17 protein-coding genes are annotated in these 15094 nt (G+C 53.0%); 3 read left to right on the top strand and 14 right to left on the bottom strand.

The features are described from left to right. Positions 1 to 109: 109 nt before the first annotated feature. The 4 genes from AYK82_RS11960 to AYK82_RS11945 form a co-directional block, all read right to left on the bottom strand. The gene (locus tag AYK82_RS11960; protein WP_156453341.1) at positions 110 to 820 is read right to left on the bottom strand and encodes a DUF2497 domain-containing protein; all 711 of its coding nucleotides are present in this window, start codon (positions 818 to 820) and stop codon (positions 110 to 112) included. A 255-nt stretch (positions 821 to 1075) separates the two neighbouring features. Further along, on the bottom strand, positions 1076 to 2446 hold the full coding sequence (locus AYK82_RS11955) for a TolC family outer membrane protein (protein WP_068316039.1): 1371 nt from the start codon (positions 2444 to 2446) through the stop codon (positions 1076 to 1078). A 442-nt stretch (positions 2447 to 2888) separates the two neighbouring features. After that, complete coding sequence (locus AYK82_RS11950; protein WP_068316036.1) at positions 2889 to 3548, bottom strand: protein-L-isoaspartate O-methyltransferase family protein; 660 nt, start codon at positions 3546 to 3548, stop codon at positions 2889 to 2891. A gap of 205 nt (positions 3549 to 3753) precedes the next feature. Continuing rightward, entirely contained in the window at positions 3754 to 4218 is a 465-nt protein-coding gene (locus tag AYK82_RS11945) for a hypothetical protein (protein WP_068316033.1), read from the bottom strand. A gap of 372 nt (positions 4219 to 4590) precedes the next feature. On the opposite strand from AYK82_RS11945, the gene AYK82_RS11940 reads away from it, so the two are divergent. Continuing rightward, a complete protein-coding gene (locus tag AYK82_RS11940) occupies positions 4591 to 5415 on the top strand; it encodes a hypothetical protein (protein ID WP_068316030.1) in 825 nt (274 codons plus the stop codon). Positions 5416 to 5732: 317 nt separating this feature from the next. On the opposite strand, the gene AYK82_RS18005 is transcribed toward AYK82_RS11940, so the two are convergent. From AYK82_RS18005 to AYK82_RS11935, 3 genes are read right to left on the bottom strand one after another with little or no spacing between them, the layout of a single operon-like run. Further along, positions 5733 to 5897 (bottom strand): hypothetical protein, encoded by a 165-nt coding sequence (locus AYK82_RS18005; RefSeq protein WP_156453340.1) that lies wholly within the window; start codon positions 5895 to 5897, stop codon positions 5733 to 5735. A gap of 17 nt (positions 5898 to 5914) precedes the next feature. Then, positions 5915 to 6169, bottom strand: a complete 255-nt coding sequence (locus AYK82_RS18215; protein WP_208976484.1) for a hypothetical protein — start codon at positions 6167 to 6169, stop codon at positions 5915 to 5917. Between the two features lie 36 nt (positions 6170 to 6205). Then, positions 6206 to 6919 carry an alpha/beta hydrolase family protein gene (locus tag AYK82_RS11935; RefSeq protein WP_208976483.1) on the bottom strand — a complete coding sequence of 238 codons (714 nt, stop codon included), beginning with the start codon at positions 6917 to 6919 and terminating at the stop codon, positions 6206 to 6208. Positions 6920 to 7005: 86 nt separating this feature from the next. On the opposite strand from AYK82_RS11935, the gene AYK82_RS11930 reads away from it, so the two are divergent. Next, positions 7006 to 7590, top strand: coding sequence for a TetR/AcrR family transcriptional regulator (locus tag AYK82_RS11930; RefSeq protein WP_068316028.1), 585 nt, complete (start codon positions 7006 to 7008; stop codon positions 7588 to 7590). Between the two features lie 2 nt (positions 7591 to 7592). Here AYK82_RS11930 and AYK82_RS11925 read toward each other — a convergent pair whose 3' ends face one another. The 6 genes from AYK82_RS11925 to AYK82_RS11895 form a co-directional block, all read right to left on the bottom strand. Beyond that, positions 7593 to 8249 carry a MerR family transcriptional regulator gene (locus AYK82_RS11925; RefSeq protein WP_068316025.1) on the bottom strand — a complete coding sequence of 219 codons (657 nt, stop codon included), beginning with the start codon at positions 8247 to 8249 and terminating at the stop codon, positions 7593 to 7595. Between the two features lie 31 nt (positions 8250 to 8280). Further along, a complete protein-coding gene (locus AYK82_RS11920) occupies positions 8281 to 8595 on the bottom strand; it encodes an integration host factor subunit alpha (protein WP_068316022.1) in 315 nt (104 codons plus the stop codon). A gap of 125 nt (positions 8596 to 8720) precedes the next feature. Next, positions 8721 to 9698, bottom strand: a complete 978-nt coding sequence (locus AYK82_RS11915; RefSeq protein ID WP_068316019.1) for a beta-ketoacyl-ACP synthase III — start codon at positions 9696 to 9698, stop codon at positions 8721 to 8723. A 15-nt stretch (positions 9699 to 9713) separates the two neighbouring features. Then, positions 9714 to 10760 carry a phosphate acyltransferase PlsX gene (plsX, locus tag AYK82_RS11910; RefSeq protein WP_068316017.1) on the bottom strand — a complete coding sequence of 349 codons (1047 nt, stop codon included), beginning with the start codon at positions 10758 to 10760 and terminating at the stop codon, positions 9714 to 9716. Positions 10761 to 10988: 228 nt separating this feature from the next. Further along, entirely contained in the window at positions 10989 to 11564 is a 576-nt protein-coding gene (locus AYK82_RS11900) for a YceD family protein (protein WP_068316011.1), read from the bottom strand. Between the two features lie 46 nt (positions 11565 to 11610). Continuing rightward, positions 11611 to 12156 (bottom strand): ubiquinol-cytochrome C chaperone family protein, encoded by a 546-nt coding sequence (locus AYK82_RS11895; RefSeq protein WP_068316008.1) that lies wholly within the window; start codon positions 12154 to 12156, stop codon positions 11611 to 11613. A 135-nt stretch (positions 12157 to 12291) separates the two neighbouring features. Here AYK82_RS11895 and AYK82_RS11890 point away from each other — a divergent pair, with 135 nt between their 5' ends. Beyond that, entirely contained in the window at positions 12292 to 12729 is a 438-nt protein-coding gene (locus AYK82_RS11890; protein WP_068315991.1) for an outer membrane protein assembly factor BamE, read from the top strand. A gap of 205 nt (positions 12730 to 12934) precedes the next feature. On the opposite strand, the gene AYK82_RS11885 is transcribed toward AYK82_RS11890, so the two are convergent. Beyond that, complete coding sequence (locus AYK82_RS11885) at positions 12935 to 15064, bottom strand: sodium-translocating pyrophosphatase (protein WP_068315988.1); 2130 nt, start codon at positions 15062 to 15064, stop codon at positions 12935 to 12937. Between the last annotated feature and the right edge of the window lie 30 nt (positions 15065 to 15094).

Genomic DNA, 15094 nt, shown 5'->3' with positions numbered 1-15094 from the left:
CGCGGCACTCGCCAAAAAACCCGCAGCCGCTTTGCCACCAAGCGGACAATAAAAAGCGCCGCCATTGGCTCCAGGCGGCGCACGAAACTACTTCTAACCGCTTTTCCAGCTATTTACTACGGGAAATTCTTTCGATTTCCTGCCGCACCAACCGCTCCACCATGCCCGGCAATTGCGCATCTAGCCATTGCTTCAACATTGGCCGCAGCATTTCCTGCACCAGGTCTTCCAAGGTCCGCGCATTGTTGGAAAGCACGGTCGTCGCCAATCCACCAAACGCGGAGGCAACCGCCGAATTCGTCGCTTCGGAAAGCAGCTGTTCCTCCGCCTGCGCGTGCGTCGCCCCTGCCATTTCGCCCATCATTGATTTTAGGGCCTCTGCGGCAGATCCATCAACGCCAAGACTATCTTGCGCAGCATCAGCCTTCGCTTCGGCAAGCTGGTCAAACACCACATCCCCGCTCGGCGCATCCAGGTCCACACTCAACCCTTCGACAATTTCCGGCACGCTTTTTTCCATATCTGCCGCCAAACGATCTTTTTCAGTAAGCTCCAGAACGTCTTCTGCGTCATCCTGCAACGCTTCGCTCATCGCCTCAGGTGTATCAACCCTGTCGCTGGCAGCGGGGGCATCATCAAAAAGCTGATCCAGCTCGTTCTGTGAGAGTTCTTTGTTTTCCATTGCAGCACCTGGCGCATCAGAGGTGGGCTCAGCATCGGCAGCTGCCTCAGCCGGCTTGTCGTCCTCGGATATGATTTTTCTTATCGAGCTCAGGATCTCTTCCATGGAAGGTTCTTGAGTTTTTGCGGCAGCTTCCACGGCAATCCCCTTTTGACTTCGCCAATCCATCCCAACCCAGATGAATCGCCCCAGTGTATTTCAAGGGCAAAATATAATTGAACTCCGCCGAGAGCCCAAACACTCCCCTTAGCTTTCGAGGTTTTTCCAACGCTATCAAGTTCGCAACACGTGTCTCCGCGCGGAAAGCCAAGGATTTTTCACCGGTAAACCAAAACCACAACAAAAAAGGGAGGCAAAAGCCTCCCTTCATCAAATACAACTCAACCGATGGACCTATCGGCCATCCGGAGTACGTAGGCCAAACCACTTGTCGCGCACCGCATGATAGTGAGCCGTTGGATCATAGCGTTCGCCAGTGAGACCGAGGTTTTCATAGTCCAAGCTACCAACAGAAGCGAGCAACGCGTAAGCTGCCACCACCCGGTCACGCTGTGCTGTCACCAAAGTCACACGCGCATTCACAAGGTTACTTTGCGAATCAAGAACATCAAGCGTGGTCCGCTGTCCCACACGCTGCTCCTCTATGACCCCTTCCAAGGCAAGCTTGGCTGCAGAAACCTCGGATTCAGCTGCCGAGATAGAGGCAACCGCCGCATTCAGACGGCCCCATGCAGAAATGGCGCCGGCACGCACAGAATCACGGCTAACGTCGACCAGAACTTCCGTACGGCCCAAATCTTCTTTCGCCTGACGGATAGATGAATAGGTTCGGCCAGCAGAGTAAATCGGAATGGTCACACGGCCATAGACACTCGCAGTGTTGGTTGTCCCACCGCCGACACCAGGAAGAGTGTTGTCTGAAGTTGAAACCGTTGCCTGCAAGTCAGCGCTTGGTAGCAGACTACCCTCAGCGGTTTTCACGGCATAAACAGCCGCATCAACCAGATGCAAACTCGCAAGGATCGATGGATGCTGCTCCTGCCCCAAAGTTACGGCTTGATTAGCAGATTTCGGCAGCAGACGTGTCACGTTGGAGCGAGCACTCAAGTTTTTCGGATCAAGACCGATAATCTGCTTAAACACTGCACGGCTGGAGTTAAGCGCTGCCAATTGGCTGTTCAGTGCCGATTGTGCCCGCGCCCGGCCAGCTTCCGCCTGCGAGACGTCCGTGCGCGTTCCCTCACCGACGTTAAACCGGTCTTTCGCTGCCCGCACTTGCTCTTCTTGGAATTTTAAATCGCTGCGGCGCAGTGAAACCAGCGCCGTATCGCGAATTACATCCATGTACGAGGTCGAGGCTTGCAGTAGGACTGTTTGCTCGGTAACCCGCAGATCCTCCCGCTGAGCGCGCACCACAGCCTCTGCCTGCTGAGTAGAATTTACGGTGCGAAACCCGCGAAACAATGGCTGGGTAAGCTGCAAAGATGCAGATGCATCTCGGAACCCGCGATTGGTAAACGCTTGCGAGGAACGGTTGACCATCCCCGCTTGAAGCGTCGCAGCAATGGTCGGACGCCATCCGGCCAACGCCTGCGGAACACGCTCATCGACAACCCGCAACTGCGCTCGCGCTGCATTAAGCGTCGGGTTATTCTGATAGGTCGCGGTAAGCGCACCTGTGAGTGTAATGGCACTTGCGCTTTGCGCAGACAGCAATGCCGCAAAACTAACCGCTGCAACTGCTAAGTTTCTTGGAAAAACCACTTCTCAAGCCTCAATCAAGATCTATTCAAACCGCAAACCAACACAAACAGAACATGCCACTAAACAAGACCATAACCGATCACGACGAGCGAATAAACACGCTAAAATCTCATAGGGCTGCTCAGATCTGATCCATACCTTCATTTCTAAATAGTTAAAAATGGCAGGGATCTGACCCGAATTCCGTGAAAATTACCTAACATGAAACTTAGGGATGATTAAGTGGAAACTGACCTCATTGTGATTTAAGTCGCACGAATTTGCTGCATTTCCCCAGCAGCAATGGTTTGCGACACAAATAGCTTTAGCTTTTCAACAGCATATATGCATGCAAAAACATCTTGCACATGTGCGACCCATCTGCACCACACCAGTGCACGCTCTATGAAAAAGGCCCCGCAAAAACTGCGGAGCCCGTAAACTCATGTTTCTGTGGAGAGAATCAAAACTGGAAACCAGCTTCCTTCTCAAAGCCCGGCAACCTTGGCGCGGTTGCGTTAAAGCCGAAACGCTCAGACACAACACCTTCACTCAGCACATAAATTTGCGCAACGCCAGCATTCCCCTGTCCCTCGACACAAACAAGACGCCCACCTGCTTTCAGCTGAGCCAACAAACCCTTCGGCGCCTCGTCTACAGATCCGTTGACCAACACCACATCATAGGGTGCCTCTTGTGCATATCCTTCGCTCAAGGTGCCCTCAATAACGGCTGCATTGTCGATGCCTAAGTCCACAAGCGTGTCACTTGCCGCCTGCACCAGCTGCGCGTCACACTCGACACCCACGACAGATTCTGCAAGTTTTGCCGCAACGGCCACCGCGTAGCCGGCACCCGCACCAACCACAAGAACAACGTCACTTGGCTGAATGCTCGCCGCCTGCACCATGCGTCCAAGAATATGTGGCTTTAGCAAAAACCGGGTCGCCTCCGCATTCTCAGCAACACATTCATCAATATAAGCCAGCGCCTCTTTGCCTTTTGCGACAAACCGCTCGCGCGGGACCTCGCCCATGGCGTCCAGCAAACGCAATTCGGTAATATCATTGGTCCGCAGTTGGTTATCCACCATACGGGTTCTGGACACAGCAAAATCAACCATGAGGCCCTCGCAGTAAAAACTGAATCTTTGCCCCGTGAATAAAGCGCCGCCTGCGTGCTTGCAAGCAAACAACTACAAAAAACTACTAAAATCTATTCTAAGAGCACTCAAACAAGCCTTGAGCGCCCATAGTGCAACTGACCAAGACAAAAATGGCGGCCTCATGAGCCGCCATTTGCATCTTCACGACGTTAGCCAAGTTCCCTTAGAATTGAACTGGCAGAATCTCGCCGGTAGACAGTTTACACTGGCCAACACCCCCCTCAGAGAAGCCCATGCTAGGAGAAGACAGCGTGATTTTACACTGCATTGTCCGGGTAGAGCTAAACAGAACGCCCGTTGCGGTGGAGCTGTAAGTGGTTGATGTGGAGCTGTTGAAAGTCGAGATGTCGTCGTCATCATCATCATCGAAATTGATGTCGAAACTCTCGCCAAACTTCTCAGTTTCCTTCTTGCCAATCACCATTTTACCGGTGAACATCTCCCCACTTGGCAAGGAAGCCGTCACTTGCGCGCCATCGGAAAAAGCTTCCTCATTAAAGGTGAAATTGACAGATTGCACGGCCACACCGCTCGCGCTTTGAATTCGGCCAACACCTTGCGTCTGCGTTTGACAACCCGCAACCACCGCAAGAGAGGCAAGAGCAAGCACACATTGTTTAATGTTCATGGTCATTTCCTATTGGCTCAATGGGCACAGATCCAGCACCCATGTGACTTGAAAAATGCGCCCGCACCCTATTCTGGAATATCTTGAAGGCTTTGAAAAACGAGACGACGCGCTCGCCACCAAACACCTAAGACACTCAAGGAAAAGCTGCGGGGCAGCTACCCGTTTCCTATGCCCAGCCCTGCCGCAAATGTGTGCTTTGCGGCACATCAGCGACCCAATAAAGCGGCGCAACGCCGCTAATTTTTACCGAGCTGTCCATTTTCTTGCCACATTGTGTCCTTGGGCACATTCTCCGTAACGTATTGTTCTAAATTCAGCTTCGACACAGTGATTACAACTCTTCAAAAGCAATCCTAAAAGGAATATATCATGGGCATTTCAGGACCAATTTCCACCAATAGCACAATGTCATTAAGCTCATTGGCAGGAAGACTCCACAAGGAGGGGCTCGACGGCGACTCGAATGCCCAGTTGCGATTTGGTAAAGATGGCGGCAATGAAATATATGTTAAAGACAAGAACAGTATCGGCGGCACGATTAAAAACGCTCTTCTCCCTTTCTCAAAGAGCGCCAAGCTACACGAGCAAAAAGTCGATAGTTTTAATCTAATCAAAAATTTAGCCCGAAATGAAATCACAAATTCCCTCAAATTCAATGGGTTGATCAGCAGCGACAAAGACCCAAAAATCGAAGAGTTTCTTAACCGGGCAATGGCCAATGCGGGTCTTGAAAGCAAAAATGCCAGCTCTTCTCAAGGAAAGACAACCACGGCCAAAGTAGGTGATATCAGCGCATTAATAGACGGTTTGCGCAGCGCGGTAAAAGAAGCGACAAATGAGTTGCCACAGGCAACCAGCTTTAATTCCTTCTATAACGCGGCCACGAAAGAAACCGTAATCAATGATCTATATAGTAGCAGTGATAATGGCGAAAAAATCGAATTCGAAAACCCACTTTACACTATGAAATCTACAGGAAAAATCCAAAACACACCCAACTCATCTCGCTTGGAAAGACAAGACAAAGTTGATCACGTAATCTACGATATTCCTTATGAACCAACTGCCGATCACTCCGAAGAAGAGCCCGTCTACGCACAAGTAAAAAAAGGCGCCAAGGAGAGGGTCTCTGACGATGGCTGGCACGTAATTAAGAATAAAGATCCGTATGCCATGGTTAAAAAGAACCTATAGACACCTCTCGTTTCAACACCACACCAAAGCCTCCACATATGTGGGGGCTTTGGGGCCATCAGATATTTAGCCCAAAGCGCCAGTCAGCGCTTGCCCCTTGCACTGTAGTGTCGTGTTGCTTTGCGGCATCTCCTCCGCTCTTTACTCTTGATAGGGGCAACACGAAACATATAGATGAGTTAAGAACTTGGGCACTCGCCGTGAACGCGGGTGTTGATGCTCTTGCAAAAACTACTCTTCCAAAGCGGGCCGGGCACGACCTTGGCATTTTCGCGTTATTGACAAAAGCCCGCTTCCTTACAGTATTGGCGACATGTTCAGCGCCGCAACCAGAACGGGTTAGAACGGATGATTAGGCCGATGGTCTGATCATAATTAAAATCAAAAATCAAACCACCCACCACTATCGCAGTGTAGCCGGCTCCCAGATCAGGCTTAGCAACAGCATGCGCCGCAATTTCTTCAAGAAGCGGTATTGCCAAGGCACATCAAGGTGAACTCAGCTGCCACAGGCCCCGGCGGACCGAGCCACCTCTGACTTCACTTCGATATGAGCTAGGCCTTTTGCATCCACTTGCAGAGTATTAACCACCTCCTGCCATCCAGCATTATCGCTATACAAACAAGATCTTAGATAGGCACCGGTAGATCTTTGAACAACCGCAAGTCGATCTGGATCCTCGTCTTCGGTTTCTGCTGCGTCATAGCCAGCAATACCGCCTAGCCCATGCTTCGCACCAGCAATTGTCAACAAATGCGTGGCACCTACGCTATCCTCAAAAGCTGCCCTTTACCATTCAGGACCCGCCACGGTAATGAACGGATTCACATCATCATCACCAATTACAACAAGTGACTGGGTTTTTAGATGCAGGTAATCAGGATTCAGCTCCGAAAAGTTCTCGCGCGCGTAATCACTAAGGTAATCACCGCCGCGCCCTGGGGGCGCAAGCAGCACACCGGCTTTCACCCTCGGCTCATAAACATCGACATCGATAGCCTCCAAGTCGTTTGGATCCGTTAGCCTAGCGCCAAGCAACATCCCAACAGTTTGCCCGCCCTTCGAATGACCGACTGCCGCAACCCGATCATGATCAATACGCCCCGCGATCAAGGGAACCATGTCTTCAAGTACAGCAAGATTATCTAAGATATGCTTCATCTCCTTGCCCCTCATCCGCCAAAAAAGCGGAGCGCCAGGCAGCTCATGCGAAAGCCCGGCCACTCTGGAATTGGCGTGCGTAGGCTGAATAACCACAAACCCTTGCCCGGCAAGAAAAGACACCAGCGGCGCATACCCATCCTTTGAAGAAAGATACAAGGACGGACCCGCACCATGCGACAGCAACACAATTGGCAGTTCACTTCCCGAAACCGGGGCTGTTATCCGCAATTGCATAGGAATTGGCCGAAACGGCGCCTTTAGAATGACCGGATCAATAGAAATTGTTTGCACAGCATTATTCATAGGCAAGACTTCTGCCTTCGTGATCAAATTATTCATGAACTTCCCCTTTTAAAAAAAGCGACGTTACACATACTAAAATCTAAAATCGGAACACTGTTCCGATTAACAGCAGGAGAAGCACCATGACATCTGATGAACAGCTAGGCAAAGGCAGGAAGTTACGCGTGGATGCAAAGCGCAATGCAGATGCTGTGCTGCTTGCCGCAAAGAAAGTTTTTCTGCAATCTGGAGTTGACGCCCCGGTACGGGATATTGCCACTGCTGCGGGCGTGGGAGTTGCCACACTTTACCGCCGCTATCCCAAGCACTCAGACCTAATAAAAGCTGTGTTTCAACGCGAAATTGATGTGTGCGCCGGTTCCGCACCAACTTTGTCTAAGCATGAACAGCCAGCGGACGCACTCCGCAGCTGGTTAAAACAATATGCTGAATTCATGAGCACAAAAAAGGGATTGGCAGCCGCCCTGCACTCAGGCGATGATGCCTACAAAGAGCTTCCCGAATATTTCAAAACTAGATTTGAGCCAGCATTAGCCGGTCTGATTACTGAAGCGGCAAAAGCTGGCAGCTTGCGAAGCGAAGTGGCCCCTTTTGATCTTCTGCGGGCAATCGGAAACTTGGCGATGACAGAAGGCGAGAACAGCGTAGTTTATGTAAACCAGATGGTTTCTTTGCTCATAGACGGGCTAGTTAAACCCACCACCTAGCACTAACTCACCTGATCCAGCTTACGCTTACATTCCAGTAATTCGTAGAGAGTAGCCTGCAAGCGCTCCACATCACCAGCGCTCAAGCCAACGCCGCGAACTGGCCCGGCCTCAAACCCTTCGCGCTCTCCACCGCGGAACCGATCCATAAACCGGAAGCCGCTGGCGCCGTCCACCCGCGGCGCGTCATCCGGCAACACACCTGCAGGAAGTGGCTCGTGGGCATCGTCGCCGCTACTAAACAAATCTAAGTCGCCCTGCGTGCTGCTTGAGCCATGCCCTTCGCCATTACCCGTCTGCACATCAACTGGCGGCAACGCGGCGCTGTCTGTCATCCCGCCCATAGACTGTACGGGCGTAAGTGGCGCTCCCCCCCCGGGCAAGGCCATATCCCGCCAGACGGTCATCACATAGCGCACGCCCTGCTCTTGCAAGATACGCTGCACACCCTTGATAGTGTAGCCTTTTCCGTAAAGCAGATGACGGATGCCCCGCAACAGCTCTACATCCTCAGGGCGGTAGTAGCGCCGCCCACCTCCGCGCTTCATCGGCGAAATCTGGCTAAACCGGGTCTCCCAAAACCGCAGCACATGCTGCGGCAAATCCAGTTCGCTCGCCACTTCACTGATTGTCTTGAAGGCTTCGGCTGTTTTAACCACGAGTTACCCTTAGGATATGAGCGGCAAACGTTTAAGCGTCCACCTCTTCCAGCAGCGCTTCGTTAATCCGCTGTTTCAGCACATTGCTTGGCTTGAACACCATGACGCGGCGCGGAGAGATCGGCACTTCTTCACCGGTCTTCGGGTTACGGCCAATGCGTTCGCCTTTCGAGCGCACCACAAATGACCCGAATGAAGACAGTTTCACCGTCTCGCCCTGCTCCAAGCTTCCAGAAATCTCGGCAAGCACCTGCTCCACCAACTCAGCAGATTCGCTGCGTGACAGACCTACCTTTTGATAAACCGCTTCGCACAAGTCCGCACGGGTCACCGTATGACTGCTCATTTAACCCTCCAAAACCAAAACCACTTCCCAACAAGAATATATAGATAGTTCTCAAAGGGATACGGTATAAAGTTAAACGGAGTTGGTCAACATAATTTCGCGAAGCGGCCCTTTTAGCTAAAATTTTACCAACGCAGCAGCACCGCGCCCCAAGTAAAGCCGCCGCCCATGGCCTCCAGCATAACCAGATCACCGGGTTTCACCTTACCTTCGCGCACAATGCTATCAAGCGCGAGGGGAATCGATGCCGCAGAGGTATTGCCATGCAGCGCCACAGTCTGCACCACCTTCTCTGGCGCTATGCTCAGTTTTTTCGCTGAGGCATCAATAATCCGCTTGTTGGCCTGATGCGGCACAAACCAATCCAGATCATCTGCGGTGACCTTGGCATCCTCAAACGCCGCCTTGATCACATCGGTCACCATGCCAACAGCATGCTTGAAGACTTCACGCCCTTGCATGCGCAGGTGTCCGGTGGTCTGTGTGGTAGACGGCCCGCCATCCACATAGAGTTTTTCCTTGTGGCTACCATCTGAGCGCAACTGACAGGACAACACACCACGGCCAGCCTCTTCCGCTGTGCCCTCACGCGCTTCCATCACCATGGCACCAGCACCATCACCAAACAAAACGCAGGTGGTGCGGTCTTCCCAATCCAGAATGCGCGAAAACGTCTCCGCACCAATCACCAGCGCCCGCTTGGCGAGCCCGCCGCGCAGATAGGCATCAACAGTACTTACAGCATAAACAAATCCAGAGCATACAGCTTGCAAATCAAATGCATAGCCATGGCGCATACCAAGCTTTTGCTGCACTTCTACCGCAGTTGCAGGAAAGGTATTGTCCGGTGTCGCAGTTGCCACAACAATCAGATCGATATCTTCAACATCAAGCCCTGCATCAGCTAGCGCAGCTTTTGCAGCTTCAACGGCCAAATCAGAGGTGTACTGGCCCTCAGCAGCAATATGCCGCTGCTGAATACCGGTGCGCTGCACGATCCACTCATCTGAAGTATCGACGAATTTCGTCATATCTTCATTGGTGAGGACTTTCTCAGGCAGGTAACTCCCGCAGCCCAATACCACCGAATGACGTGCGCTCATCTTGCCACCTTCCACTTAAACGTTGTCTTCCGAGAAGCGGCCACGATGATAATCGCCCAGATCCTCGGAGATTTTTTCAATCAATTTATTCTTTGCCATGTCATAAGCCAGCTCGACAGCAGAGGCAAACCCTTCCGCATCTGTGCCCCCATGGCTTTTGATAACAATCCCGTTCAGCCCAAGGAACACCCCGCCATTCACTTTGCGCGGGTCCATCTTTGCCCGTAAGCGCTCAAAAGCACCTCGGGCAAACAGATAGCCGATCTTTGCCATCAAGGTCCGTTTCATAGCCGAACGCAGATAGGTTCCCAATTGCTTGGCCGTTCCCTCGGCTGTTTTCAGCGCAATATTTCCGGCAAAACCCTCGGTTACCACCACATCCACGGTGCCCTTGCCAATGTCATCCCCCTCAACAAATCCGGCATATTCCAGATTGGCAGGAGACATCTCGCGCAGCATCCGCCCTGCAGTGCGCACCTCTTCAACGCCTTTGACTTCCTCAACACCAATATTGAGCAAGCCGATACTCGGACGGCTGATCCCTTGCATAGAGCGCGCCATGGCACCGCCCAAAATCGCAAAGTCGATTAACTGCTGCGCGTCCGCGCCAACAGTCGCCCCCACATCCAGCACAATCGATTCGCCGCGCATAGTAGGCCAGATCGCGGCAATCGCCGGGCGTTCAATGCCTGCCATCGTGCGCAGGCAGAACTTGCTCATCGCCATAAGCGCACCGGTATTACCAGCTGAAACGGCGACATCCGCCTCACCTTCTTTTACCGCCGCAATCGCATTCCACATGGAAGACTTGCCGCGCCCCTTGCGCAGCGCTTGGCTGGGCTTCTCGTCCATCGTAATGGAGACCGCACAATCTACGATTTTCGCCGTGGCTGCCAATTTCGGATAGGCACCAATCCGGCTTTCGATCTCTTGCGCATTGCCAAACAGGCTAAACTGGATATTAGGGCAACGCTGCAGCACCAGATCAGCGCCCGGCAGAACGGTGTCCAGCCCGTTATCGCCGCCCATGGCGTCCAGTGAAATCCGAATTTTCTCAGGCATATCTAAGCGTAGTCCCATTTAATAATTGTGGCCGTAGCGGCAAGAGCGCGCAGAAAAAACCACAACAGCTCCAATTCTTTTAATGCGGCATGTACCCCTTCAAGCCCGCCAAAGCAAGAGGCCGCGTAGTTCCCCTGCCCTGGACATGCGCAGTCTACATGCGAATAAGCGCGCGGCGCCTGTGCGAACCGGTAGCGCCGCAAGAATGCGCAAACCTTGGCAAACTATCTAGGAATTATCCTTAAGCGCCTTCAAGGCCGCAAAGGGCGAGTTTTGCCGTTTTTCCTCTTCTATCTGCGCTTCATCCTCCGGTTGCGGCGCATATTTCTCGTCCATCAACACCCCATCCGCCCGCGGAAATGGATTAAGCGCGAGCGCGAAGTGCTCGCAAAGCACAGCACCCAGATCAATCGAGCCTCCGGCAAATCCCTCCGGCGGATCCTTCTCCTCAACATCCACCAGCAGCTCAAGCTCTTCATCAACCTTTTGGCGCCGTGGCCGCTCTGCTTCCTCGGGAATAAACGTCCGCTCGAATGTGTCGTTGACGGTTTCGCGAACAGGTTCCAGCGTCACAGAACATTTCTGTGTAACCTGCGCAGATAATGAACCGCGCACCGCCGCCCCCTTGCGACGGAACGGTCGCACTTCCAGCTCTGCCGAGAAGCTCTCAACCTCCGCCAGATCATAGGTGTTAGCCAAGTCAGCACGCGCACGCTCGTCCAACTCGATTTTCACATGCTTGGGCGTGTTCGCAAGCCTTGTTACATCAAACATCTGCGAGAATGGATAGGCTGTATCGCTCATCGACTTATTCCTAGGTTTCTTTTGTTCGCTGTCTGCTTATAGCGGATTAAAACGCGTCTGGCTGCGGCCAGACAATCTCGCCCTTGAGCAAGGATTTTATCTCTTGCCCCGCAAGCTGCTTTAAGACGCCGCGCACATAGGCTGCAAGCGCGCTCGCTTCCTTGGCAAAGGCACCGCTGAGCGCCTCATCTGCATAGACATTCTTGGCCAGCGCATCGGCAAGCCTTGTGTCATCTGGCGCCTTCAGCCCCTCAGCATAGGCAAGGGAGTGCCCGTAAAACGATTCGCTCATCTTGCGAATACGCCGCCGCACACCTTCGTCACCAATACCAAGTTCACGCATACTTTGATCCATATCCTCAAAAAACAGATCAAACAGTGCCTGTGAAAAATGCTTGGCATGTGCCCCGTTGCCATCCAGCCGCTTAAGCAAACAAAAGCAGTGCAACACAATTAGCTCAAAACGCCCCTCAGCGCTGTCTTTCACCTTATAATCCAGATAGAAAACCGGTTGGCGCGCCTGTTCAACCACACTGGCATAGGCCGCATAAACCGGCTTCAAGCGCCGCCGCTGCAGAAAATTGAATAGCATACTGCGAATATCCTCATGCGAACCAGTGGTTGCCTTAAAGCTGCCAACACGATACGCATACTGATTAAAAGAGCAATTCGAACTCGCTTGAATGATTGATTTTGGATCAATTTGCAAGTCTACAAGGTGTAACGCATGTTGAATTTTGCGCGCAGTGCAGCGCTGGTGGCCATTTTGGCCATGCCACTTGGGGGATGTTTTACCCAGTCATTGACCCATGGTCACGTGGTCTCCACCGAGGCCATCGAAGAGATCAGCGTCGGCTCCAGCCGCGAGCAGGTCGAGCTGCTGTTGGGAACCCCCTCCACCACTTCGGATCTGGACGGAGAGGCCTACTATTATATCTCCCAGCGAACCGAGACTGTGGCCTTCTTCAAGCCAACCATCATCGACCAACGCGTCGTCGCCGTTTACTTTGACGAGGAAGGCTTCGTCAAAGACATGGGCTCCTATGGTCTGGAAGATGGTAAGGTGGTCGACTACCTCAACCGCAAAACCCGCACTGGCGGTGCCGATTACGGCTTCCTGACGCAAATCCTGCGCGGCGCCCAGAACCCGTCCATGCGTCTGTAACAGCACGACTGCTTTTAGTTAAGCGGCAAAAGGGTTTCCTTGATACCAAGGGAACCCTTTTTCTTTTGCCCTGCCCTGCGTGGGCCTTGCCCGACTGGGGCAATATGGACTGGGAAAATGCAGCCCGCACCTCTAGCCCAATCAGCAACAAGAAAGAGCGGGAGATTTTCCCCCGCCCTTTAAACGCTTTAGTCAACTATCGCCCTTAGTGAGCCAGCACAGCCAAAATAAGCAAGGCCACAATATTGGTGATCTTGATCATCGGGTTAACGGCAGGGCCAGAGGTATCCTTATAAGGGTCACCAACCGTATCGCCTGTCACAGCAGCTTTATGCGCCTCGGAGCCTTTACCACCGTGATTGCCATCCTCGATGTGCTTCTTGGCGTTGTCCCATGCGCCGCCGCCAGCGGTCATGGAAAGTGCCACAAACAAACCGGTGAGAATGACACCCAGCAGCATTGCGCCAAGCGCCGCAAAGCCGTTGGCCTTACCAGCAATTGCGCTGATCGCATAGAAGCACACTATTGGGGAAAGCACCGGCAACAGTGACGGTACGATCATCTCCCGAATGGCTGCCTTGGTCAGCATATCCACGGCCCGGCCGTAGTTTGGCCGCTCTGTCCCCTGCATAATCCCCGGATGCTCTTTGAATTGCGCCCGAACCTCTTCAACAACCGCACCAGCAGCGCGGCCAACTGCGGTCATGGTAATCCCGCCAAACAGGAACGGCAACAAGCCGCCGAAGAACAGGCCAACAACCACATATGGATTTGACAGGGAGAAGTCGAGCGCGCCCGCTTCGATACCGGCAAAGTAAGGGAACTGGTCGCTATTGGCGATAAAGAACTTCAAGTCCTCCGTATACGCCGCAAACAGCACCAGCGCCCCAAGCCCGGCCGAACCAATCGCATATCCTTTGGTAACGGCCTTGGTTGTGTTGCCAACAGCATCCAGCGCATCGGTGGTCTTGCGCACATCCTCTGGCAACTCGGCCATTTCTGCGATACCGCCCGCATTATCCGTTACCGGACCAAACGCATCCAGCGCCACAACCATCCCGGCAAGCGCCAGCATCGTGGTCACTGCAATGGCAATACCGAACAGGCCCGCCAGCTGGAAGGTCACAATGATCCCGAAAATAATCACCAGCGCAGGCAGTGCGGTCGATTCCATAGAAATCGCCAGCCCCTGGATAACGTTGGTGCCGTGTCCGGTTTCACTCGATTTTGCAATGGAGCGTACAGGGCGATAACCGGTGCCGGTGTAATACTCGGTGATCCAAATGATCAACCCCGTCACCACAAGCCCGGTGATGCCGCTAAGAAACAGCGCCATCGGTGTATAGCTGATGCCGTTGGACATGGTCAGTTGCACATCCATACCGCCAAACACCCAGTGGGTGATTGGGTAAAGTGCGATGGCGGAGATAACCGCAGACGCGATAAAGCCTTTATAAAGCGCCCCCATGATCGAGTTGGATTGACCAAGGCGGACGAAGAATGTCCCTAAAATAGAGGCAACACCGCAGATGCCGCAGATCACCAGCGGATACAGCATGGTCGCGCTGAGCATCGCCGATGCGGAAAAATAAATCGCCGCAAGCACCATTGTGGCCACAAGCGTCACCGCATAGGTTTCAAACAAGTCAGCGGCCATACCGGCGCAGTCACCCACATTGTCACCCACATTATCGGCAATCGTCGCCGGGTTCCGCGGATCATCCTCAGGGATACCGGCTTCCACTTTACCAACAAGGTCACCGCCAACATCGGCCCCCTTGGTGAAGATACCGCCGCCCAGACGGGCAAAAATCGAGATCAAAGAGGCACCAAAGCCGAGCGCCACCAGTGCATCAATCACCGCACGCGAGGTTGGTTCATACCCCATTGGCCCGGTGAGAATGTAGTAGTAAACCGCCACGCCAAGCAGCGCCAGACCGGCAACAAACATCCCGGTGACCGCACCAGAGCGGAACGCAATGCTCAAACCGGCGCCAAGGCTCTGGCTCGCCGCTTGCGCGGTACGCACGTTGGCACGCACAGAAACCAGCATACCAATAAAACCAGCTGCACCGGACAGGATCGCACCAATGGCAAAACCAATCGCCACGGTAAATGACAACAGATAAGCCACCAAAGCAAAGATAACCACGCCAACAATGGCAATGGTGGTGTATTGACGGGAAAGATAGGCCTGCGCGCCTTCTTGGATGGCGCCAGCAATCTCCTGCATGCGTGCATTCCCGGCATCAGCGGCCAGCACACTGCGGATCGCCCAGACGCCGTAGATGACAGACAATAGTCCGCACCCAATAGCAATAATCAGTTCAGTCATAAATCCTCCCCTAGGATTACGAGTGCACCC

The sequence above is a fragment of the Polycladidibacter hongkongensis genome (assembly GCF_001561995.1).
Classification (GTDB): domain Bacteria; phylum Pseudomonadota; class Alphaproteobacteria; order Rhizobiales; family Stappiaceae; genus Pseudovibrio; species Pseudovibrio hongkongensis.
The sequence above is the reverse complement of the archived record's forward strand: the minus strand, read 5'-3'. Positions and strand labels throughout refer to the sequence as shown.

Excerpts from the sequence above, each read along its gene's own strand:
- plsX (WP_068316017.1), bottom strand. The coding sequence starts at position 10,760 with ATGCCTGAGAAAATTCGGATTTCACTGGACGCCATGGGCGGCGATAAC.
- AYK82_RS11935 (WP_208976483.1), bottom strand. The coding sequence starts at position 6,919 with ATGAATAATTTGATCACGAAGGCAGAAGTCTTGCCTATGAATAATGCT.
- AYK82_RS11930 (WP_068316028.1), top strand. The coding sequence starts at position 7,006 with ATGACATCTGATGAACAGCTAGGCAAAGGCAGGAAGTTACGCGTGGAT.
- AYK82_RS11900 (WP_068316011.1), bottom strand. The coding sequence starts at position 11,564 with ATGAGCGATACAGCCTATCCATTCTCGCAGATGTTTGATGTAACAAGG.
- AYK82_RS11920 (WP_068316022.1), bottom strand. The coding sequence starts at position 8,595 with ATGAGCAGTCATACGGTGACCCGTGCGGACTTGTGCGAAGCGGTTTAT.
- AYK82_RS11950 (WP_068316036.1), bottom strand. The coding sequence starts at position 3,548 with ATGGTTGATTTTGCTGTGTCCAGAACCCGTATGGTGGATAACCAACTG.
- AYK82_RS11890 (WP_068315991.1), top strand. The coding sequence starts at position 12,292 with ATGTTGAATTTTGCGCGCAGTGCAGCGCTGGTGGCCATTTTGGCCATG.
- AYK82_RS11945 (WP_068316033.1), bottom strand. The coding sequence starts at position 4,218 with ATGAACATTAAACAATGTGTGCTTGCTCTTGCCTCTCTTGCGGTGGTT.
- AYK82_RS11915 (WP_068316019.1), bottom strand. The coding sequence starts at position 9,698 with ATGAGCGCACGTCATTCGGTGGTATTGGGCTGCGGGAGTTACCTGCCT.
- AYK82_RS11895 (WP_068316008.1), bottom strand. The coding sequence starts at position 12,156 with ATGCTATTCAATTTTCTGCAGCGGCGGCGCTTGAAGCCGGTTTATGCG.
- AYK82_RS11940 (WP_068316030.1), top strand. The coding sequence starts at position 4,591 with ATGGGCATTTCAGGACCAATTTCCACCAATAGCACAATGTCATTAAGC.
- AYK82_RS11885 (WP_068315988.1), bottom strand. The coding sequence starts at position 15,064 with ATGACTGAACTGATTATTGCTATTGGGTGCGGACTATTGTCTGTCATC.